Genomic DNA, 21,605 nt, shown 5'->3' with positions numbered 1-21,605 from the left:
GATTTCAGACGCCCCCCCGCCTGGCGTGCCAGTGCTGTCGCACGGTCTGGACCAGCAGGTCCGGATCGAGGGGCTTGGCCAGATGGGCCACCATGCCCGCCGCACGGCAGCGGCCCTTTTCCTCTTCGAAGGCATGAGCCGTCTGTCCGATCACCGGCAGGGTGGGCGCCAGTGCGCGGATCTGCCGAGTCGCCTCCAGCCCGTCCATCACGGGCATCTGTACGTCCATCAATACGACATCAAAGACCTCTGCCCCCACGCTCTGCAGGCATTCGACCGCTTCCTGGCCATTGCTGCAGAGCGTGACCTGGGCCCCCTCCCCGCTCAGCATCTCCTCGATGACCAGCTGATTGACCTCATTATCTTCCGCGACCAGTACCCGCAGACCCGCCAGCCGCGGGGCCGTGTCCACGCCCTCCTGCTCACGACGGAGTTCCGCTTCGGCGTCGAACGGATCAGCGACCGCCGGGCAAGGCAGGGAGACCTCGAAACAGCTGCCGGCACCGCTGCAACTCGCAACCGTGAGCCGCCCGCCCATCAGGTCCACCAGACGACGGGTGATGGTCAGGCCCAGCCCGGTGCCGCCGAAACGGCGGGTAGTGGAGTTGTCGGCCTGCTCGAAGGGCCTGAAGACCGTGGCCAGTTCCTCTTCCGTCATGCCGATACCGGTATCCCGGACGCGGAACACCAGCGCCTCCCCATCGTGGGCGACACTCAAGGAAACATCGCCCTTCTCGGTGAACTTGAGCGCATTGGACAGCAGGTTGATCAGCACCTGGCCAACCCGCAGTGGATCCGCAAGACAGGCCGCAGGCAGGGGTGTTTCCTTCTGGAACTGCAGGCGCAAGCCCTTGGCCACGGCCCGCTCCTGCATCAGATCAAGGGTTTCACTGACCAGCTTGCCGAGGGAAACGGGAATGGCCTCAATACGCAGCTTGCCCGCCTCGATCTTCGAATAATCCAGGATGTCGTTGATGATCCCGAGCAGCAGTTGCCCTGAGGTGATGATGCGGGCAAAGGTTTCCCGGGTCCGTCCCTGACTGTCTCGCAGGCCGATGTGGGCCAGACCGAGGACACCATTGAGAGGCGTACGGATCTCATGGCTCATGTTGGCCAGAAACTCGCTCTTGACCCGGGCCAGCCGCTCGGCCTCTGCCCTGGCCGCCACCAGATCGGCCGTACGGGCAGCAACCAGTTCCTCGAGACCATCCCGGTAGCGGGTCAGCTCCTCGTCCTGACGGACCCGCTCGGTGATGTCTTCAACCAGGGCCATGCCCCCCACCACGGAACCATCGGCCAGACGCAGGGGGAGGCAGTTCATCCCGATGCTCAGCCGCTTGTCCGCATAGCTGGTCTGATAAGGGCCTTCGTAGCGCCCCACCTGCCCCGCGAGCGCTTCCCGCAAGGCGGGCAGCACCCGGTCGTCCTTCAGCCTGCCGCAATCCAGGTTCAGCATGTACTCAAGGGGAACACCCATGATCTGGGCAAAGCGGGTGTTGCAGTAGCGGACCTTCAGATCCTGCCCGTAGTGCAGGATGCCCACCGGCAGGTGCTGCAGCAGCAGACGGTAGCGGGCTTCACTTTCACGCAGCAGGGTCTCCGCCTCCGCCCGGGCGGTAGTGTCCACCTGCACCCCTTCCCACAGCAGGCTGCCATCGACCTGGTGACGGGGAACCGCCTGCACCGACAACCAGCGCGCGACCCCATCGAGAAGGATGCGTCCCTCCCAGCGCAAGGGCTCGAGCGCCTGCCGGGACAGGGCCAGAGCATCAAAAAACGAGCGGCGGTCATCGGGGTGAATGCGCCGGATCACCTGACCGGGGTTGGCCAGCACTTCGTTTACCTGGAGCCCCACCTGCTCGGCCATCCTCGGACTGACATAAGCGTAGCGCCCGGGGCCGCCCGGCGCCTCAACGAACTTGAAGATCCCTACCGGAATACCTGTCACCAGCCGCTGGTAGTTGTCCAGGGCCTCCTTCAGGGCCGCATCCGCCTGCCGCCGCTCGGTGATGTCCTGCACCACCCCATGCACCCGCAGCGCCCGCCCGGCTCCGTCGGTCTCCGCCGTGGCCATGCCGTGGATCCAGCGCAGCTCCCCATCCGGACGTACATACCGGTAGGCCGCATCGAAGGCTTCCCCCCGCACCATCGTGCCCTCCATGAAGGCCTCCGTGATCAGCGCCTTGTCTTCCGGATGAATGCCCTGCAGCCAGGCCACCAGCTTATCCGGATGGTCCGGGTCCAACCCGAAGATGCGCAGGGTCTGGGGCGCCCCGTCCCCCTGGCCGGTCAGGGGGTCGATGGAATAAGTGCCCAGCTGACTGATCTGCTCAGTGGCGGCCAGTACCCGGTCCCGGTCGTGGAGGGCTGCCAGTGCCTCTCCGAGACGCCCCGCGTGCTCCTGCAGGCGGCCATAGGTACGCCCGAGCGCGAGACCCGCCAGGCTGGTGACCAGGACGAAGAGACCCAGCAGGGCTACCGTCTGATCCCGCTCGCTGCGCCAGACCTGCAGGTAATCGCTGCTGGCCATGCCAACGACCAGCAGGAAGGGCAGGCCGTTCACCCGACGTACCGTGTTGATCCGCTCCAGCCCGTCCTGCATGCGGGAAACATGATAGGTGGCAAAAGTCTGCCCCGAGTCGAGGATCGCCCTCAGCTGGGGAGTGATGTCCTGACTACCCACCTGAGCAGCCGGCGTCTCGAGACGTGGGTGCATCGCCACCAGCGCCCGGCTTGCGTGACGCAGCGCCACGATGCCGCTGTGACCCAGGCTGACGGACGCCAGTATCTCCTGGAGGCGGTCCACGGGAACCACCGCGGTGGCAATGCCCGCGAAACGTCCGTCCGGGTGAGTGATGCGACGGGCAAAGACCACCGCCCAGTTGCCGGTGATCCGCCCCTGCAGGGGCATCGACACCACCATACCCGGATCCGGCTGATCCCGCAGGGAAGAGAAATACGCCCGATCGCTGATGTCCAGGGCCGCCACCTTGCTGCCCTCGGATACCCAGCGGGGGCGCCCTCGCTCGTCGAAAACCCGGATGGCTTCCGCCTCCGGCAGCCAGGACTTGAAGCGCCCGAGCGTCGCCCGCAGCTCTTCATCCCGGAGATGCCCGGCCTTGAGGGCGGCCTCCACGTCCCCGACCACCGCGTGAAGGGTCAGGTCAATGCTGCGGGCCGTGTTGACCAGACTCTGGTTCAGCACCTGGACCAGGCCACGAGTGGTCTGCTCCGCCTGCTCGCCCGCCTTCCGGTGCCCTTCCCAAAGACGCATCCCCCCCAGCAGGAATGCCCCGCCATTGATCAGCAACAAGACCACCAGGATCCACCTGCCGACCGACCAGCGCGAGGCTCTCCCCCTGGGAAGGGAGACGAAAGAGGACACGGAGCTCATGGGCACGCGGCAGGCATTGACGGGAAAATGGGCCGCTGCATTGTAGCCCCATCTGGAATGGGGCCGGCGCGCGGGGGACGGTCTTCTCCGGAAACCTTACCGGCCCATCATTCGGCTGCAACCCGGGCGCCATGTACCTGTCACGCCTGGTGGGCAGAGTGGGGCCATGCGCCGACTCCCCCTCCTGCTGTGGCTACCCCCCCTTCTGCTGACCAGCGCTGATGCGCTGGCCTGGGGCCTGTACACCCATGTGTATTTTGCCCAGTTGCTGCTGTGGGCAATTCCCCTGGCCGATCCGGCCCTCGCCCGCCTGGCCCGGCGGCAGCCGCGCCTCGTCATGGCCGGAGCCTGTCTGCCCGATGTAGCCCTGACCGCCCGCGGCACGGAAGCCTTGCCCCTGGCCAGCAGTCACCACTGGCCCCGCCTGCATGTCCTGATGGATACCGCCCGGGGGGAGGCTGAACAGGCGGCCGTGCTGGGTTACGCCAGCCATCTGATGGCGGACATCATTGCTCACAACCACTTCGTACCGGCCCACGAACACCTGTGGTTCGAGTCGGAGATCACCACCCACGTGGCGGTGGAATGGGCCATGGACCGGCATGTGGCGCACCAGCTCTTCTGTCGCCCGGCGGACCTGCTGACAGCAGAACAGAAAGTGCTGGAGAGTTTGCTGTCCCGGGCCTTCGAGTGCCCGGCGGACAAGGCCGGGCAGGCCCTTTCAACCCTGGCCGCCGGCGAGCGCCTGCTGCGGCGCAGCCGTGTTCATGGCGGCCTTTATCATCTGGCGCGACTGGTGGATCGGCGCGTGCAGCGACGCTTCAACCTCTACCTCAGCCACACTGCCCGGCGCCTGGGTCAACTGGGCCGTCTGCTGGAGGGGGAATTGCCGGGCTGGGCCGCAGAAGTGGAGCCCCGCGACGCACGGACCCAGCTGGAGGGTATGCCCCGGCGGTCGCTGCGGACCTGCCTGCCCCTGCCTGAGGATCTCTTCCTGCAGAAGCCTTAAGCCTGCCAGGACCGGGAATTACAGGGGAAGCAGCAGCACCAGGGCAGCCAGCATGGCACCAATGCCTCCCCCAGCCAGCACATCGCTGGGGTAATGCAGCCCCAGCACCGGCCGTGACGCCGCGACCAGCAGCGCAAAGCTGAACACCGCAGGTCCCAGGGCAGGAAAGTGGGATGCCAGAATCAGGGAAAAGCTGACTGCATGCAGGGTGTGGCCAGAAGGGAAACTGAAGCGGTCCAGGGGACAGCCCGTACACACCACATCACTGACCACTTCAAAGGGACGCGGGCGCAGGGTACGGGCCTTGAGGAATTTGTATACAACCACTCCACCCACCCCGGCCAGCACCATGTGCCCGAATGCTGGAAGGGCCGCCCGGCCGAAGAGGGCCAGCAGGCAGGCTGTCAGAAGATACCAGGCAATCCCATCCCCCAGCCGGCTCACCGCACGCATGAAATCCCGCAGCCCCCGATGACGGGACAGCCGGTTGGAGTGCACCACCAGGCGCTCATCGAGAATTTGCAGACGTCCGGGCAACATGAACACGGGATCACCTCCGGACAGACAGGGGGGACGACAGGATGACCTGGCGCTGGACGCTCACCAGATGTTCGACAACCGAGTGCCAGGCCAGCTCAGCCACCCGCTCCCGGGCCGCCAGGCTCTGGCAGGCGCGTAGCGCAGGGGCATCGGCGAGGGTGACCGCCCCGGCCACAAAGGCCGCCTCGTCGCCGGGCTCGGCCAGCCAGCCCTGCACCTGATGAGTGATCAGCTCCAGCGCAGCTGCGTCCCGGTAAGCCACCACCGGCAGGCCGCTGGCCAGGGCCTCGGCCACCACGTTGCCGTAGGTTTCGGTCAGGCTCGGAAACAGGAAAAGGTCTGCGCTGGCATAGTGCTCCGCCAGGTCGGTGCCACTGCGGGGACCCGCGAATAGGGCTGCCGGCTGGCGGGTCCGCAGCCCCTCCAGCGCCGGGCCGCTACCCACCATCACCAGCCTGGCCCGGGGCTGCCGGTCCTGGATCGCCGCGAACGCCTGCTCCAGCAGGGCCAGATTCTTTTCCGGAGCGATGCGTCCCACGTGCACGACGGCCAGATCGTCGGGGCCCAGGCCCCACTGGCAGCGCAGGCTGTCGCTGCGCCGGGCGGGGTCGAAAAGGGTGGTATCCACGCCCCTGGACACCACATCCACCCGCGGAATGCCGTGCCTGCGCAGCTCGGCCGCCAGGGCGTTTGTCGGCACCAGGGTCAGGTCAGCCCGGTTGTGGAACTTGCGCAGGTAGGCGGCAATCGGCCGCTTCAGCCAGCCCACACCATAGTGGCCGCTATAACGGTGGAAATTGGTATGAAACTCGCTGATCACCGGCAGACCCAGCTTCCGGGCCGCACTCAGGGCCGACCAGCCCAGAGGCCCCTCGGTCACCACCTGGACCACGTCCGGACGCTGGCGGGACCAGCGCCGGAGCAACAGCTTGCGGGCCGGCAGGCCGAGCTGGAGGTTGGCATAGCGGGGCAGGGGGATCCCCCGGGCAAGCATCTCCTCGACCCCCTCCTCTTCCGATCCCCTCACCAGCCCTCCCTCCCTGGCCTGGCGCGGGCGGATCAGGTCCACCCGATGGCCGGCCGCCACCAGCCCATCCACGATGCGGCCGGTACTCATGGCTACGCCGTTGATCTCGGGGGGATAGGTTTCCGTCACCACCGCCACCCGTAGGGCGGAGTGGTGGCTCGCGAGTTCCTGACAGACAAGGGCAGCGGGTTCCATGCCGCCAGTGTTGCGGTCCCATGCTGCAGGGCTGTGACGTTCAGGTGATGGGTCGGTGACGGAACCGGGTGACCCCGAGCGCCTGTTTTACAGAGCAGCGGGCAGGCTGCGACGACGCTGCCGGAGAGCGGCATCCAGGATGCCGTCATGACCATAGATATCTGTGAAGAAGCGGACCTTGCCCTCGCTGGTGGCCATCGCCGTGGCGTAGGCAATCACCACCGGGATCGGGGTTTTCAAGCGGATCGTGCGGGAGGTTCCGGCACCCATCGTCCCGCGAATGCGGGCTTCATCCCACTCGGGCTGATCCCGCAGCACATAGCGGGCTAAGGTCACAGGGTCCTCGACCCGGATGCAGCCATGACTGAAATCCCGCCGGTCCCGCTGGAACAGGCCCACCGAAGGCGTGTGGTGGAGATAGATGGCCTCATGGTTGGGAAACACGAACTTGATGTCCCCCAGGGCGTTCCTGGGCCCCGGGCGCTGGCGGATGCGCAGTTGCCCCCGAAGCACCGCCTCCAGGGCTTCCGGAGTCACCGCGGTATGGGCGGCCCCTCCGCTGGTGGGCACGAACTCGAAGCCCTGGCGCGCCAGGTAAGCCGGATCCTGCTGGAGCTTGGGAACCACCTCCCCCCGGGCGATGGAGGGAGGCACATTCCAGTAGGGGCTGAACTCGATGAAGCGCATGTCCTCGGAAAACAGGGGAGTACGGGTGTCCAGAGCCTTGCCGACGATGACCTTCATGCGCAGTTGCAGGTCCAGCCGCCCCTCCCGCACCTCATAGGCCCACAAGGCGAATTCGGGCACATTGACCACGATCATCCGGCGCCCCTTGACCAGCGGGGTCCAGCGCAGGCGCTCCAGATTCAGCTCGATCTGGCGGATGCGGGCGCGGGGAGAGACCTCCAGCTGCTGCAGGGTGCCCCGCCCGATCACTCCGTCCGGATTGAGGCCATGGCGTACCTGGAACGCCTTGACGGCTTCCAGCAGCCCCCCCTGATAGAGCGGCGGTACCTTCGCATCCGGACTCAGGTCTCCGAGCACCACCAGCCGGCGGGCCAGGGCGGGCAGACCGCTCCAGCTCCCTCCGGGCTCGAGCTTGCGGGAGGGGATCGGTGGCAAGGGGGTCTGCCATTCCCGGCTCACCCAGGGGTCCGCCAGCTCCCGGTAGTGGGCGAGCGCCCGTCTCAGGCCGGCATACAGGGGCAGGGCCGGACGAGCCTGGACCACGGCCTCTTCCAGGCGGCCCCGGGCCACGGCCTCCTGCAGGGCGGAAGCGGCGTCAAAGGCCGCCGGAGGACGCTGGTCGAAGCCGGTATGGATGCGCCGGGGATCCACCCGTCCGAAATGAAGATCCGTCAGATAGCGACGCACGGCACTCTCCAGGTCCGTCGCCAGACGGGTCCGGGCGGCAGGATCAAGGACGGCGCCATCGGCGGCGCGTCCTACCGCCTGAGTCAGGGCATCGGCACCGTAATCGGCCGGATCAAGGCCATCTGCAGGGGCTGCCCGCAGGATTTCAACGGCCTGGCGAGCAACCGGCGCCGGACGCTCCCCGGCAAACCAGACGGCCTCCTGCGCCAGCAGGGGCGTGGCGACTCCGAGGAGGAGGGCAAGGGCAAGGCTTGCGCGCCAGCGCAGGGCTGGCATGAGACAAACAGAAATGGGAACCTCTCTTCAAATGGATTGCTTGGCCAGGTAAGCGCGGAAATCGCTCAGCGGCAGGGGACGGGCGAAATGATAGCCCTGGACTTCATCACAACCGAAGCGACGCAGCACTTCCAGCACGCCCTCATCCTCGACGCCTTCCGCCAGGGTCACCAGATTGAGGCTGTGCGCCATCTCGATGATGGCACGGACGATGGCCAGATCCTCCGGGTCACGGGTGAGATCCCGAACGAAGGACTGGTCGATCTTCAGCTTGTTCACGGCCAGCCGCTTGAGGTAGGCCAGGCTGGAATAGCCGGTGCCAAAATCGTCGATGGACAGGCGCACCCCCATGTCCCGCAGGACACGCAAGGTCGCCATGACCTGATCCGTGTGGTGGAGCAGGGTGCTCTCGGTGAGCTCGATTTCCAGCAAATGGGGTGGGAGGCCCGTGACCCCCAGGATCCGGGCAACGGTCTCGGCCAGGTTGCCCCGCTTGAACTGGATGGCCGAGATGTTGACCGCCACCATCTGCTCACGCCCATGCCCTTCATTCCATTCGACAGCCCGGCGGCACGCCTCCTCCAGCACCCACTCGCCCAGGGGCACGATCAGGCCACTGCTCTCCGCCACCGGGATGAACTGAGCCGGCGGGATCAGCCCCCGTTCGGGGTCCTGCCAGCGCACCAGAGCCTCCGCCCCCACCACCGCCCCCGAAACCAGTTCGATCAGGGGCTGAAAATGCAGCACGAACTCGCCCTGGCTCAGGGCACGGTCGAAATTGGCACGCAGGAGCATCGACTCCTGGACCTGCTGGTCCATCGCCTCATCGAACATCCTGTAGGTGTTACGGCCAGCGTCCTTGGCGTGGTACATGGCCATGTCGGCCTTTTTCATCAGAATGGTGAAGTCACGGCCATCACTGGGGTAAAGCGCCACTCCGATGGATACGGAGGTGCTCAGACGGTGCTCGGACAGCTCCACTGGCGCGGCCACGCAGGCGAGCAGGCGGCCAAGACGCTGAACCAGCACCGGGAGGTCCTGAAGGCCGGACAGGATCAACAGGAATTCGTCCCCTCCCAGCCGGCACACGGTGTCACTCTCCCGCAACTGCCGGCGCAGACGCTGGGCGAGCGCCTTGAGCATCTCGTCACCCACGTCATGACCGAGCGAATCGTTGACGGTCTTGAAACCGTCCAGATCCAGGAACAGCAAGGCCACGTACGTGGCGGCACGATCGGCATAGGCCCGGGCCTGCTCGAAACGGTCCTCGGCCAGAAGGCGGTTGGGCAGGGATGTCAGGGGATCGTGGTGGGCCAGGAATTCGATGCGCTCCTCGTTGCGCCGGCGCTCGGTGATATCCGAAAACAACAGCACGGCCCCGCCATCCTCGCGGCCTTCCCGGACCAGGGGATAGACATCGTACTGAACCGGAAAACGGCTGCCATCGGACCGTGTGAAGACCTCGTCGGCACTGTGGGCAGACGTTCCCCCGGCCAGCGCGTGGCGGATCGGAGACAGCTCCGCGGGGAGGGGCTGGCCTTCCGCATCGTGGGTCTGGACGCAGGCGACGATGTCACGCCCCTCCAGGGCCCGGGGATCGGTGTAGCCGAGGATAGCCCGGGCCGCCGGATTGGAAAACAGGTGATGTCCGGTCTGATCGATGCCACAGATCCCCTCCCCCACCGAATTGAGGAGCAGTTGGAAACGATCCTCGCTGTCCTGAAGATCCACTGCAGCCTGCCGCACCCGGATCTCCGAACGACGCAGACGCGCCAGCAGGATGGTCAGGGCCAGCACACAGGCCGCCGCCCCGGACACCGCACCGAGCACCCTCCGATACCACTGGGCCAGGTAATCACGGGTGGCAATGCCGGTGGCCACGTAAAAGGGATAGTTCCCCACCCGCTGATAGGCGTAGATCCGTTCGATGCCATCCAGGGTCGCCTGGTAGCGGATGGTCCCGGCCAGTGCCCCCGCCTCGATGCGCATGTGCATCGGGTTGTTGCGGAGCCCCTTGTTCACCGTTCCCGACTGCTCGGGGCGCCGCAAGACCAGGCGGCCATCATCGGAGCGGCGGAAGGTGATGACCCCATTGGGCCCCAGGTCCACCGCGTCAAACAAGCTTCTGACATAGTTCAGGTCGAAGGCTGCCACGACCAGACCAGCCAGACTCCCATCCGCGTTCCGGATCGGCTTCACCACGTAAAACTGGGGATGACCATGGATGCGACCGATCACCACCTCGGAGAAAAAGAGTTCGAGGGCTGGATCCCTCCGGAGGACTTCATAGTAATCCCGACCCTGCAGGCTGATATCCGGCGCCTCCATTTCTGATGCATGGCGCAGACGGCCTGCCGCATCCACCAGTCGGAAACCGCTGATCTCGGGAAAGTGCCTCGCACGCCGGGCCAGTTGCTGGCGGATGCGCTCCCGCAGCGCGGGCGGGGCATCTGGAGCCAGGGCGCTGAGCGGCAGCTCACTGGCGAGCTCTTCCAGGCTGGCCTGAACCCGGCGCAGACTGGCGTCCATCCGCGCTTCGAGGATGCCGGTGATGTTTCGCGCATCCCGCTCGGCCTGGCGATGGAGGTCCTGGCGCGCCGTGCCGAGCACGTACCCCAGCAACAGGGCGATCGCCAGGGTCACAAGGAGCAGGAAGCCGGGATGGCTTATTCGGAGACGGAACGGCATGGTGCGGTTTTAACGGCAGGCCCTGCTTCATCTGAAGACTGATGGCCACGCGCCCTGCGCTAAACCTGGTCAAAAAAGCCTATCATTCGCCTCCTCATGCGCATCGAACACCTCCATCAGCGTCTGGCCGGTCTCGGCGCCAAACCCGTGCACATCCAGCGGATGATGCGGGCGTGGACCCACGCCCAGCCCCTCGACGCCGGCCCCACCCGGCGCGGCCCCGCCCTGCCCCAGACAGTTCTGGACGCCCTGCCCGCGCTGACCACAGAGCTGGCCAGCCTCGCCCGGGTGCGCTCGGAACATCCGGGGGAAGACGGTTCGGCGCGCTTGCTGGTCCAGCTGGCCGACCGACAGACCGTGGAGAGCGTGCTGCTGCCCCGGGACGGCCTCTGCGTCTCCAGCCAGGTGGGCTGCGCAGTGGGCTGCAGGTTCTGCATGACGGGCCGGGATGGACTCCTGCGGCAGGTGGGCAGCGCCGAGATCGTCGCCCAGGTGGTCCTCGCCCGGGCCCGCCGCCCGGTGAAGAAGGTGGTCTTCATGGGTATGGGAGAGCCTGCCCACAATCTGGACAACGTACTTGAGGCGATCCAGCTGCTGGGAACCGAGGGGGGCATCGGCCACAAGAACCTGGTGTTCTCGACGGTGGGCGACCCACGGGTGTTCGAGCGCCTGCCCGAGGGCCCGGTCAAGCCAGCCCTGGCCCTGTCCCTGCACACCACCCGGGCGGAGCTGCGCGCCGAGCTGCTGCCCAAGGCGCCTCCCATGACGCCTGACGAAATCGTCGCCGCGGGCGAGGCCTACGCCCGCGCCACCGGCTACCCGATCCAGTACCAGTGGACCCTGCTGGACGGCATCAACGACACGCCCGAGGAACTCGACGGCATCGTGCGCCTGCTCAAGGGCAAGTACGCGATCATGAACATGATTCCCTACAACGCCGTGCCCGACCTGCCCTACCGTCGCCCAAGCTGGGACAAGGCTGCCGAAATCGCCCGCCAGTTGCACCGCCGCGGGGTGCTCACCAAGCTGCGCAATTCGGCCGGCCAGGACGTGGATGGGGGATGCGGCCAATTGCGGGCACGGGCCATCGCCGGGGAAAGCCCGGTGCGGATGATCCGGCGCCGGACAGAAACCTGAGCCCTCAGGTGGCGTGAAGCAGGTCGCCCTCCCGGCGGGCCACCCCAGCCCGTACCAGGTCCGCCTGCAGCCAGCTGGCCAGGGCATCCGGGCTCAAGCCCAGAAAACGCCGGTTGGCCTCCCGATAGATGGGCACGCGGTCCAGATAATCCGGCAGATCGTCGAGGGTAAAGGCGCGCTGCTCCATCAGGCGGAAGGCGAACAGGGCCCGGATCCCATTGCGGGCAATCCGCGCGCCATCCTCCTCGAAGGCCCGCAGGCGGGCGAAGGCAGCCTCCAGCGCCTCATCCACCTCCACGAAGGGAGCGCCATGGCCAGGAATCACCAGATCCACCGGCAGGCGGGCAATGGCCTCCAGGGTCTGCCGGGTGGCCTCGATGCCGCCACCTTCCCCATAAAGCTCCACGAACAGGATGCCGAAGCCATCCCGCCACAGGGCGTCTCCTGAAATGAGCACCCGGGCATCCGGAGCGTGGAAGACCAGGGCATCCATATCATGCCCGGGGGCCGGCAAGGCCACCCATTCGTACCCCCCCATCGCCCGTCGCTCCCCGGCGCGGACCGCCCGTGCCGCCGTGAAACGATCGCCCTGCTGGTCCGTGGCCCGCAACAGCAGCGCCTCCTCGTCCCAGCGGTTGACGCGCTCGAACAGGCCCTCGGGAACCGCCACCGGACAGCCGAAGACCGCCTGCAGCCGGGCATTGCCGCCCATGTGATCCACATGCCCGTGGGTGCACACCACCTCATCCAGGGTTGCGCCATCCAGCGCATCCCGGAGCAGGTCCACAGTCTGCTCCGCATGGTGGCAGTGCCCGCTGTCCACCACCACCGCGCCGCCACCTTCTGTCAGGACAACGTTGTTGGCGGACAGCCAGCCCCGCTCGAGCACCTGAATGCCGGCGGGCAAGGCCACGCGACTCATCGGGGCTTCAATCGGAGGACTGCACCGGCTCGCCGGGCAGAGGCTTGAGCACGTCGGTCACCGCATCAGCGGCCGCAATGGCCGAGTCGGTGTTGCCGAAAATCTCGTCGGCGCTGCGGCCACATCCGATGCAGTAACCGCCCTCATCGATCTCGCAAATACCCACGCACGGGCTGGCGTCCTGGCTCATGACTTCAGGCGTCCTTGACGCAGGCATCCTGCGGATCGTCCTCGAACAGCGCCAGATCGGCTGCGGCCTGCCGCTTGCCGATTTCCGCCAGGATGGCGCGCTTGCGGGTGTCGGTGGCGCGGCTCCACTCGGTGATCTCGGGAATGGTCCGGAAGCAGCCGGCGCAGTAACCTGCGGCTTGGTTCATCTGGCACACATTGATGCAGGGGGATGGAATGCTCATGGGGAAACTCGCTGGGGTCAAAATGGCCGAATGCTGCGTGACATGCGGCTCGGAATGGTCCGACGTTATCTCAGACCCGAGCGCCTCTGGCAAGGTTCAGGAGGCGGCCCGGACCGGATCGGTGGGGAGAAGGCTACAGCTGCCGTTCGTCGTGGATGCGCTTGCTGACTGCTGGAGGGTGGTAGGCAGCCATGGAGCGGAACAGGGCGTGAAGATTATCCTCCACCAGCAGCAGACCCCGGTTCTCGGGCTTCATGAATCCATCGGACACCCCCCGATCCATCATCTGGATCAGGGGCTGGTAATAGCCCTCCACGTTGAGCAGGCCCACCGGCTTGTGGTGAAAACCCAGCTGGGCCCAGGTGAGGATCTCAAACAACTCCTCAAAGGTCCCCAGACCACCAGGCAGGGCGATGAACCCCTCTGCCAGCTCGGCCATGCGCGCCTTGCGGGTGTGCATGGAATCCACCACCTCGAGGCGGGTCAGGCCTTCGTGACCGACTTCCCACTCCATCAGGGCGCGGGGAATGACCCCCACCACCCTGCCCCCCGCCGCGAGACAGGCATCGGCGACCGCGCCCATCAGCCCCACGTTGCCGCCGCCATAGACGAGCTCGATCCCCCGCTCGGCAAGCAGCCGGCCCAGGGCCTCGGCTGCCTCCCGATAGATGGGACGGACACCCGGACGGGAACCGCAGAACACACAAACGCGTTTCATGCTCCGGACCTCAGAAGGGCCCCTCGGCCAGCCAGCGTTCCACCTGGGCAAAACGGTCGACACCCCAGAAAGACTCTCCATCCACGATGATGAAGGGCGAACCGAACACCCCCCGTGCCATGGCCAGGTCCACCTCGGCGATCAGCCGGTTCTTGATCTCGGTGCCCGCCAGCACGGCGGACAGCTCATCCCTGTCCACCCCCAGACCTGCGGCAATATCCAGCACCGCGCCCAGTTCAGCAATGTTTACATCGCGGACAAAATAGGCCCGGTAGGCAGCCAGCGCGAACGCCTTCGCCAGGTCCGGCTTACGGTCATGGAGCCACAGAAAGGCCCGTGCCGCATGCTGGGTGGGAATGGGAAACTGACTGGGCTGCTGAAAGGGCAGACCAAGGAAACGGGCCGAGCGGGCAAAATCATGGAGCGAATAGGCCCCCTTGAGCGGCACGCTGGGCAGGGGCGCCTGGCCGGTAGCCTTGAAGGTGACCCCCAGCAGGATGGGGTGCCAGAGCACGCTGCGTTCATAACGGGCGGCCAGTCCATCGATCTGCTCTGCAGCCAGGTAACCGTAAGGGGAAGAAAAGTCGAAGTAAAAGTCGATCGGGGCCGTGCTGCGCGGGGCATTCGCCATGGGCGCCTCCATTCTGAAGTGAAAAAAGGGGGCCTCGCGGCCCCCGCGTCAGGCCTCCAGGGCCTCCAGGGCTGCAAGGTAACGGGGCATGAGGTCTTCCTGCCGGCCCACATTGATGCCAAGGTCGCGGATGAGGCCATCCTTGAGGCCATACACCCAGCCATGCACGGTCAGGGGCTGACCCCGCAGCCAGGCATCCTGGACCACCATGGTCTGGCACACATTGACCACCTGCTCCAGGGCATTCAGCTCGCACAGCCGATCATGCCGGAACTCGGGGGGCAACAGATCCACCCGGTCCAGGTGCTTGACGTGGACATCCTGCACATGGCGCAGCCAGAGGTCCACCAGACCCACCCGCTCCCGCTGCAGGGCCGCACGCACCCCACCACAACCATAGTGCCCCACCACCATGATGTGCTTGACCTTCAGCACCTCAACGGCGAACTGGATCACCGACAGGCAGTTGAGATCGGTATGCACGACCACATTGGCCACGTTGCGATGCACAAAGACTTCGCCAGGCAGCAGCCCGATGATCTCGTTGGCCGGCACGCGGGAGTCGGAACAGCCGATCCACAGGTATTCAGGGGCCTGCAGGGTGGACAGTTTCTCGAAAAAACCGGGGTCCACTTGCCGCATCCGCTGGGACCAGGCCAGGTTGTAATCGAAGAGGTGGAACAGGTTTTCGTTGTTGACCTCATCCTCGGACCAGTTCTCCAGATCCAGGGCGAGGAGCATGGTGCCCTCTACAGGGGTCGGATAGTAAGCCGGTGCTTCCTTGAAACCCAGTTCCCGGTACAGCTTCACGGCAATGCGCATCGCGGGCAGGGTATCGAGCATGATGCGCCGGTAACCCAGGGCCTTGGCCGCCTTGATGGCCGCCAGTGCCAGCTCCCGGCCAACGCCGTTGCCCCGCATCTCGGGCTCCACGTACAGGCGCTTCATCTCGCAAACACCTTCGGAGTTGGGACGCAGACCCACGCATCCGGCGGGTTTGCCGTCCAGCTCGGCAAAAAACAGGCGGCCTGCAGGGGCAATATAATCACCGGGAAGGGAGTTCATCTCCTCGGCGAAGTTCTGATAATCCAGATTAACCCCCAGCCAGCCCGCGTAGTTGCGGAAAAACTGGCGGACGTGGTCGAGCTCTACGAGGTCATCGGTACTCAGGACGCGAAGTGTTGCGGGCATCGATCGATCCATTTTCAGGTGGAAATAACCTTGCAGGATACCCGTTAGGCGCCCTGATTTCATCCCGGCAGGCAACACGGGAGCGCACTCCTCCACTGATGGCTCTGGCAGCCGGGTCACGCAGCCCCCGTGCCTGCCCATGTTCACCTGCTTCGTCGCCACACCGGGTGTCAATGGCTCAACATCCCGGCCTCCGGATTTTCCGCCTGCCCGACCCGCTGTAAATTACGTTTACGTAAACGTAATTTTGATGATAAAAAAGATCAGCGTCTAGTGACCGCGGACCGTCTCAGCAGCAGCAAGCTGGCTCTGGCACAGCTCTTCGAGCACGTCGATCTCGCCCAGCACCGCGATGATGTCCTCCCGCTGCTGCTCGATGGCTCGCCGACGCTCGGCCAGGACGTCAAGAAAACGGCACAGCTGGGTGACAGAATTGCCGCCACCCTCATACATGCCCAGGAGTTCGCCGATTTCGGCCAGGGACAAGCCCAGACGCTTGCCGCGCAGGATCAGGCGCAGACGGGTGCGGTCCCGCTTGCTGTAAACCCGGTTGCGTCCGCTCCGGGCCGGGGACAACAGGCCTTCGCCCTCGTAAAAGCGGATGGCCCGGGGCGTGATCCCGAACTCCCGGGCAAGCTCGGTAATGGTGTAGGTTTCTTCCTGGCTCATGGGTAAGGAGGCGATGCAGCACATCGGCAAATGCAAGCGGGCCAGTAAATCAGATTTCACCGCGACGGGCAACGCACCCCGCCGCCACAAAAACAGCACTCCCCAGGAGAACAGCATGACCAGCCAGCAGATCGACTACCCCTTCGCGACCCGGCCAGAGCCGGGCCAGACCCTTGAGGTCGCCCCTGGCGTGCACTGGATCCGGATGGGCCTGCCCTTCGCCCTCGACCACATCAACCTGTGGCTGATCGAGGACGGGGACGGTCTGGTGATCGTGGACACCGGCTACGGGCTGGATGCCACCCGGGAGGCCTGGGAGACCATCCTGGCCCGTTTTGCCCGCCCCATCACCCGGATCCTGGTCACCCATTACCACCCGGATCACCTGGGCCTGGCCCAGTGGCTGTCGGAGAAGACCGGCGCGCCGGTGTGGATGAGCAACGGGGAGTTCCTGTCCGGCCATGCCGTCTGGCATGGCCTGGCGGGCTACAACGTGGTCTCGATGGTGGAGCAGTTCCGCCATAACGGTCTGGACCAGACGCGCTGCGCCGCCTTCGAAACACGCGGCAACGCCTATGCCAAAGGGGTGCCAGCCCTGCCTGCGACCTACCGCCGCATCTACGACGGGGAGCGTCTCGAGATCGGGGGGCGACAATGGCAGGTCCTCATCGGCCGTGGCCACTCCCCCGAGCATGCCGCGCTGTGGTGCGAGGAAGCCGGCGTCCTCATCTCGGGAGACATGCTGCTACCCCGCATTTCCACCAACGTCAGCGTTTTCGCGGCCACCCCGGAGGACGATCCGCTGGGATGCTTTCTGGATTCAATCAGCGATTTCAAGCGACTACCTGCAACAACGCTCGTGCTACCATCACATGGGAGTCCGTTCCGCAACATCGGATTTCGGGTGGATCAGCTCATGGAGCACCACGCTGCCCGCTGTGCGGAACTCCTCGACGCCTGCAGCGAGGCCAGAAGCGCCGGAGAACTACTGCCCGTACTGTTTCCGCGTCCCCTGGACACGCACCAGGTCATGTTTGCCATGGGGGAAGCCATCGCTCACCTGAATCACCTCGAGCGCAAAAGGGAGGTGCGCCGGCGGGTGGACAGCGATGGGGTCGTCCGTTTCATCAAGTGCCATTAAATACAAGGAGATCATGCGAATGGCTGTGCCCGAAAAAGAAGTCGCCAAGTCCGAACTGCCGGACCCCAAAGAAGTCGCCAAGACCTACGCCGAAGTGGCTCAGCGGGCCTCCAAGCTGCTCGCCGACCACATCCAGAAGCAGGTCAAGAAGGGCATCAGCGCACCTGCCGACGAGCTGGGCATCGCCCAGGCCTTCATGGACATGATGAGCAAGCTGCTGGCCAACCCCTATCGTCTGGCCCAGGCCCAGATGAACCTGGTGTGGGATTACTTCTCCCTGTGGCAGCACTCGATGATGCGCTTCTCGGGCATGACCCCGAGCAGCCCGGTCGCCAGCCCTGCCAAGGACGACAAGCGCTTCAAGGACGAAGAATGGCAGGAGCATTTCCTGTTCGACTTCATGAAGCAGTCCTACCTGATCGCCGCCCGGCACATCCATGACACCGTCAGCACCGTCGATGGACTGGACGACCAGACCCAGAAAAAGGTCAATTTCTACACCCGTCAGTACATCGACGCCCTGTCCCCCTCGAACTTCGCCCTGACCAACCCGGAAGTCTTCCGCGAGACCGTCAAGAGCCATGGCCAGAACCTGATCAAGGGTCTGAACAACCTGCTGCGCGATGTGGAAGAGGGCGACGGCAACCTGCGTGTCAAGATGACCGACACCACCGCCTTCGAGCTGGGCAAGAACGTGGCCACCACGCCGGGCAAGGTCGTCTTCCAGACCGACATGATGCAGCTGCTGCAATACACGCCGAGCACCCCGGACGCCCTCAAGCGCCCGCTGCTGATCGTGCCGCCGTGGATCAACAAGTTCTACATCCTCGACCTGCGCGAGAAGAACTCCTACATCAAGTGGTGCGTCGACCAGGGCCATACGGTGTTCGTGATCTCCTGGGTCAACCCGGATGAGCACCTGGCCGAGAAGAGCTTCGACTCCTATCTGCAAGAAGGCACCATGGCCGCTGTCGACGCCATTATCGACCAGACCGGCGCCAAGGAAATCAACGCAGCCGGTTACTGTCTGGGCGGCACCCTGCTGGCCACGACCCTGGCCTACATGGCAGCCAAGCGGGACAAGCGGATCGCCTCCGGCACCTTCTTCACCACCATGACCGACTTCGCCGAACCGGGCGAACTGGGCGTGTTCATCGACGAAGGTCAGGTCTCCAGCCTCGAGAAGAAGATGTTCGAGCGTGGCTACCTGGAAGGTTCCGAGATGGCTGGCACGTTCAGCATGCTGCGGGCCAACGACCTGATCTGGTCCTTCGTGGTCAACAACTACCTGATGGGCAAGGACCCCTTCCCCTTCGATCTCCTGTACTGGAACTCCGACTCCACGCGCATGCCGGCGAAGATGCACAGCTTCTACCTGCGCAACATGTACATGAAGAACCTGCTGAAGGATCCTGGTGGCATCGAAGTGGCCGGCGTCCCGATTGACCTTGGCAAGATCAAGGTGCCCTGCTACTTCATCTCCGCGATCGAAGATCACATCGCCCCGTGGAAGAGCACCTATAGCGGCGCCCGTCATTTCGGCGGACCCGTGCGTTTCGTGCTGGGTGGCTCCGGCCACATCGCCGGCATCGTCAATCCGCCGGCGGCCAACAAGTACGGCTACTGGATCAACTCCGCGGCCAAGCTGCCGGCCACCGCCGAAGACTTCTTCGCCAGTGCCGAACAGCACCCGGGCTCCTGGTGGACCGACTGGCATGCCTGGCTGATCCAGCAGGACGCTGAAAAAGTCCCCGCCCGGGATCCGGTCAAGGGCAAGCTGCAGGTCCTGGAAGACGCTCCGGGCTCCTACGTGAAGGCACGTCCGAGCGCTGCAGCCTGACTGCCGCTGCTGCAGTGACGCAAAGGGGGCTTCGGCCCCCTTTTACATTGTCCACCCCTCACCCCATCACCTGCTCCGTGGCTACCCATACCCTTCCCTCGCCCTTGCCCCACGGCCTGCCGGTTGTCCTCGACACCAACGCCGTTCTGTCCCTGTGGATGTTCGAAGATCCGGGCCTGGTGCGCCTGCGCGCGGCCCTCGAAGCGGGCGCCCTGCAGCCCGTCAGCCGGGAAGACTGTCTCGGAGAATTACAACGGGTCCTGACCTATGTCCAGTTCGGACAGCCCCCCGAGCGCCAGGCAGAGATCGCCCAGACCTACCGGGCACGCTGCCAGCTGGTCCCTCCCAGCGCGACCCCGTCCTGCGAACTGCCCAGCTGTCTGGACCAGGATGACCAGAAATTCCTGGAGCTTGCCCGCGACAGCGGCGCCCAGGCTCTGCTCACCCGGGACAAACTTGTTCTCAAGCTGGGCCGCCGCCCGGTGATCGCCGCCCGGTTCGCAATCCTGACCCCGGAACGCTTCCAGAACCTCCTGCCCTGAATCCAGACAGGAACAAAACTCAACCCGCCACAGGGTGCTCCTGACTGCGCAAGCGGGTGAGATAACGTACGCCGGCCACCGCCCGGCTACCATACCAGGAGGCCATTTCCCCATCGATCAGGGTCGTGGGACGGCCGGAGAGCGCTGCCACTTCGGTCACATGGCTCTCCCGGAAACGGTAGGGCTCCGACGAGAGGAACACCCGGGTCACCTCCCGGAGCCAGGGGGCACTCCAGTCGAAAGCCGGATAACGGGGCTCTGCACAAGAGGGGAGCGTATGCCAGCCCACCGCCGCCAGGGTCGCCGAAATGTAGGTACTGGCGGCCACGGTCATCCAGGGCTCCCGCCAGATCAGGTAGAGCACCTTTTCCGGCGCCAGGCGGTCTCCCACTGCGCGGGCTTCGGCGAGGGCGGCCTGCAGCTCCTGCCCCAGGCGGGCCGCCTCTTCCCGCCGTCCGAAGATCCCGCCCAACAGGCGGTACACCGCCAGGTTGTCCTCCGGCGTGCAAGGATGGGTCACGATCACATGGGGGACGAACCGGGCAATCTCCTCCACACACTCGCGCCGGTTCTCGTCCACATTGACGATCACATGGGTCGCTTCCAGCGCCCGCAGACGGGCAAGGTTAACGTCCTTGGTTCCTCCCACCTTGGGAATGGCCTGGAGCCGCGGACGGGGGTGGATGCAGAAACCGGTCCGACCGACCAGTTGGTCGGCCAGCCCCAGATCACACACCAGTTCGGTCAGGGAAGGCACCAGACTCACGATCCGCGCAGATGCGGAACAGGGCCGGTGCAGCTGGCCGAGGGCATCCATGAGCGCTTCTTCTCGATTTTCGTTCATCATCGTGCAAGTATCTCAAGAGCCGCGCCGTTATTGGAAGCAACAAACCGGGGCGTGACACCCGGAAGCGGGGGTACGCTCACAACACGGGGAGAAAAAGCATGAAAATCGGAGTACCCAGGGAAACCAAGAACCACGAATACCGGGTCGGACTGACCCCCGGTGCCGTGCGGGAGGTGATTGCCCACGGTCATGAGGTCTGGGTCGAAACGGGTGCCGGCCATGGCATCGGCGCCAGTGACGGCGACTACGAACGCGCAGGCGCCCGTATCGCCCTGTCCGCCCAGGAAATCTTTGACCTGGCAACACTGATCGTCAAGGTCAAGGAGCCCGAGCAGGAAGAGCGGGCCCGCCTGAAAGCCCATCACCTGCTGTTCACCTACCTGCATCTGGCACCGGATCCAGGCCAGGCGGAAGAGCTGCTGGCCAGCGGCTGCACCGCCATCGCCTACGAAACGGTCACCGCCCCCGGTGGGGGCCTGCCCTTGCTGGCCCCCATGTCCGAAGTGGCGGGACGGATGAGCATCCAGGCCGGCGCCTCGGCCCTCGAAAAATCCCACGGCGGCCGTGGCGTGCTGCTGGGCGGCGTACCCGGGGTGGAACCTGGCCGGGTAGTAATCCTGGGCGGCGGCAACGTGGGCAACAACGCAGCCCACACGGCCGTCGGGATGGGCGCAGACGTGACGATCCTGGACAAGTCCCTCCCGGTACTGCGCCACCTGGACGCCGCCTTCAATGGACGGGTCAAGACCCTCTACGCCACCCGGGACGCCATCGAACGGATGGTCCTGCAAGCCGATCTGGTGATCGGTGCCGTCCTGATCCCGGGCGCCACGGCTCCCAAACTGGTCACCCGCAACATGCTGGCCCTGATGAAGCCCGGTTCGGTAATCGTGGATGTGGCCATCGATCAGGGGGGCTGCTTCGAAACCTCCCGGCCCACCACCCACGACGACCCCACCTACCTGGTGGATGGCGTGGTCCATTATTGTGTCTCCAACATGCCCGGAGCGGTGGCGCGCACCGCCACCTATGCCCTCAACGCCGCGACTCT

19 protein-coding genes are annotated in these 21,605 nt (G+C 65.3%); 6 read left to right on the top strand and 13 right to left on the bottom strand.

Features of this window, described 5'->3' with window-relative positions; translation table 11 throughout:
• Positions 1–4 precede the first annotated feature (4 nt).
• Positions 5–3,394, bottom strand: coding sequence for an ATP-binding protein (locus PHD22_RS08905; RefSeq protein WP_299865259.1), 3,390 nt, complete (start codon positions 3,392–3,394; stop codon positions 5–7).
• Positions 3,395–3,560: 166 nt separating this feature from the next.
• Here PHD22_RS08905 and PHD22_RS08900 point away from each other — a divergent pair, with 166 nt between their 5' ends.
• Positions 3,561–4,403: a zinc dependent phospholipase C family protein gene (locus PHD22_RS08900; RefSeq protein WP_299865256.1), complete on the top strand. Its 843-nt coding sequence runs from the start codon at positions 3,561–3,563 to the stop codon at positions 4,401–4,403.
• A gap of 18 nt (positions 4,404–4,421) precedes the next feature.
• On the opposite strand, the gene PHD22_RS08895 is transcribed toward PHD22_RS08900, so the two are convergent.
• The 4 genes from PHD22_RS08895 to PHD22_RS08880 form a co-directional block, all read right to left on the bottom strand.
• Positions 4,422–4,943, bottom strand: a complete 522-nt coding sequence (locus tag PHD22_RS08895; protein ID WP_299865278.1) for a phosphatase PAP2 family protein — start codon at positions 4,941–4,943, stop codon at positions 4,422–4,424.
• Positions 4,944–4,953: 10 nt separating this feature from the next.
• Positions 4,954–6,165, bottom strand: coding sequence for a glycosyltransferase family 1 protein (locus PHD22_RS08890; protein ID WP_299865254.1), 1,212 nt, complete (start codon positions 6,163–6,165; stop codon positions 4,954–4,956).
• Positions 6,166–6,252: 87 nt separating this feature from the next.
• On the bottom strand, positions 6,253–7,815 hold the full coding sequence (locus PHD22_RS08885; protein WP_299865251.1) for a L,D-transpeptidase family protein: 1,563 nt from the start codon (positions 7,813–7,815) through the stop codon (positions 6,253–6,255).
• Between the two features lie 27 nt (positions 7,816–7,842).
• The gene (locus tag PHD22_RS08880) at positions 7,843–10,503 is read right to left on the bottom strand and encodes an EAL domain-containing protein (RefSeq protein WP_299865248.1); all 2,661 of its coding nucleotides are present in this window, start codon (positions 10,501–10,503) and stop codon (positions 7,843–7,845) included.
• A 96-nt stretch (positions 10,504–10,599) separates the two neighbouring features.
• Here PHD22_RS08880 and PHD22_RS08875 point away from each other — a divergent pair, with 96 nt between their 5' ends.
• Entirely contained in the window at positions 10,600–11,640 is a 1,041-nt protein-coding gene (locus PHD22_RS08875) for an RNA methyltransferase (RefSeq protein ID WP_299865245.1), read from the top strand.
• Positions 11,641–11,644: 4 nt separating this feature from the next.
• Here the strand turns inward: PHD22_RS08875 and PHD22_RS08870 are convergent, their stop codons facing one another.
• The 7 genes from PHD22_RS08870 to PHD22_RS08840 all read right to left on the bottom strand — a co-directional run bounded on the left by PHD22_RS08870 (position 11,645) and on the right by PHD22_RS08840 (position 16,184).
• Positions 11,645–12,562 carry an MBL fold metallo-hydrolase gene (locus PHD22_RS08870; RefSeq protein WP_299865242.1) on the bottom strand — a complete coding sequence of 306 codons (918 nt, stop codon included), beginning with the start codon at positions 12,560–12,562 and terminating at the stop codon, positions 11,645–11,647.
• A 7-nt stretch (positions 12,563–12,569) separates the two neighbouring features.
• Complete coding sequence (locus PHD22_RS08865; RefSeq protein ID WP_299865240.1) at positions 12,570–12,752, bottom strand: DUF1289 domain-containing protein; 183 nt, start codon at positions 12,750–12,752, stop codon at positions 12,570–12,572.
• A gap of 4 nt (positions 12,753–12,756) precedes the next feature.
• The gene (locus PHD22_RS08860; protein WP_299865238.1) at positions 12,757–12,975 is read right to left on the bottom strand and encodes a DUF1289 domain-containing protein; all 219 of its coding nucleotides are present in this window, start codon (positions 12,973–12,975) and stop codon (positions 12,757–12,759) included.
• A gap of 133 nt (positions 12,976–13,108) precedes the next feature.
• Positions 13,109–13,693: a TIGR00730 family Rossman fold protein gene (locus PHD22_RS08855; RefSeq protein WP_299865236.1), complete on the bottom strand. Its 585-nt coding sequence runs from the start codon at positions 13,691–13,693 to the stop codon at positions 13,109–13,111.
• A gap of 10 nt (positions 13,694–13,703) precedes the next feature.
• Positions 13,704–14,324 (bottom strand): 2-hydroxychromene-2-carboxylate isomerase, encoded by a 621-nt coding sequence (locus PHD22_RS08850; RefSeq protein ID WP_299865233.1) that lies wholly within the window; start codon positions 14,322–14,324, stop codon positions 13,704–13,706.
• Between the two features lie 48 nt (positions 14,325–14,372).
• Positions 14,373–15,515 carry a carbonate dehydratase gene (gene can, locus PHD22_RS08845; protein WP_299865229.1) on the bottom strand — a complete coding sequence of 381 codons (1,143 nt, stop codon included), beginning with the start codon at positions 15,513–15,515 and terminating at the stop codon, positions 14,373–14,375.
• A gap of 270 nt (positions 15,516–15,785) precedes the next feature.
• On the bottom strand, positions 15,786–16,184 hold the full coding sequence (locus tag PHD22_RS08840) for a MerR family DNA-binding transcriptional regulator (RefSeq protein ID WP_299865226.1): 399 nt from the start codon (positions 16,182–16,184) through the stop codon (positions 15,786–15,788).
• Positions 16,185–16,299: 115 nt separating this feature from the next.
• Between PHD22_RS08840 and PHD22_RS08835 the strand changes: the two genes are divergently transcribed.
• The 3 genes from PHD22_RS08835 to PHD22_RS08825 all read left to right on the top strand — a co-directional run bounded on the left by PHD22_RS08835 (position 16,300) and on the right by PHD22_RS08825 (position 19,707).
• Complete coding sequence (locus PHD22_RS08835) at positions 16,300–17,325, top strand: MBL fold metallo-hydrolase (RefSeq protein ID WP_299865223.1); 1,026 nt, start codon at positions 16,300–16,302, stop codon at positions 17,323–17,325.
• Positions 17,326–17,344: 19 nt separating this feature from the next.
• Positions 17,345–19,165 carry a class I poly(R)-hydroxyalkanoic acid synthase gene (phaC, locus tag PHD22_RS08830; RefSeq protein WP_299865220.1) on the top strand — a complete coding sequence of 607 codons (1,821 nt, stop codon included), beginning with the start codon at positions 17,345–17,347 and terminating at the stop codon, positions 19,163–19,165.
• 77 nt (positions 19,166–19,242) lie between these two features.
• Positions 19,243–19,707 carry a putative toxin-antitoxin system toxin component, PIN family gene (locus tag PHD22_RS08825; RefSeq protein ID WP_299865217.1) on the top strand — a complete coding sequence of 155 codons (465 nt, stop codon included), beginning with the start codon at positions 19,243–19,245 and terminating at the stop codon, positions 19,705–19,707.
• Between the two features lie 19 nt (positions 19,708–19,726).
• Here the strand turns inward: PHD22_RS08825 and PHD22_RS08820 are convergent, their stop codons facing one another.
• The gene (locus tag PHD22_RS08820) at positions 19,727–20,524 is read right to left on the bottom strand and encodes a helical backbone metal receptor (protein ID WP_299865214.1); all 798 of its coding nucleotides are present in this window, start codon (positions 20,522–20,524) and stop codon (positions 19,727–19,729) included.
• 128 nt (positions 20,525–20,652) lie between these two features.
• On the opposite strand from PHD22_RS08820, the gene ald reads away from it, so the two are divergent.
• A partial coding sequence (gene ald / locus PHD22_RS08815; protein ID WP_299865211.1) for an alanine dehydrogenase occupies positions 20,653–21,605 on the top strand: 953 nt, incomplete at its 3' end.

The organism is Zoogloea sp. (genome assembly GCF_028693495.1).
Lineage (GTDB): Bacteria > Pseudomonadota > Gammaproteobacteria > Burkholderiales > Rhodocyclaceae > Zoogloea.
This window is presented reverse-complemented; position numbering and strand designations above follow the sequence as displayed.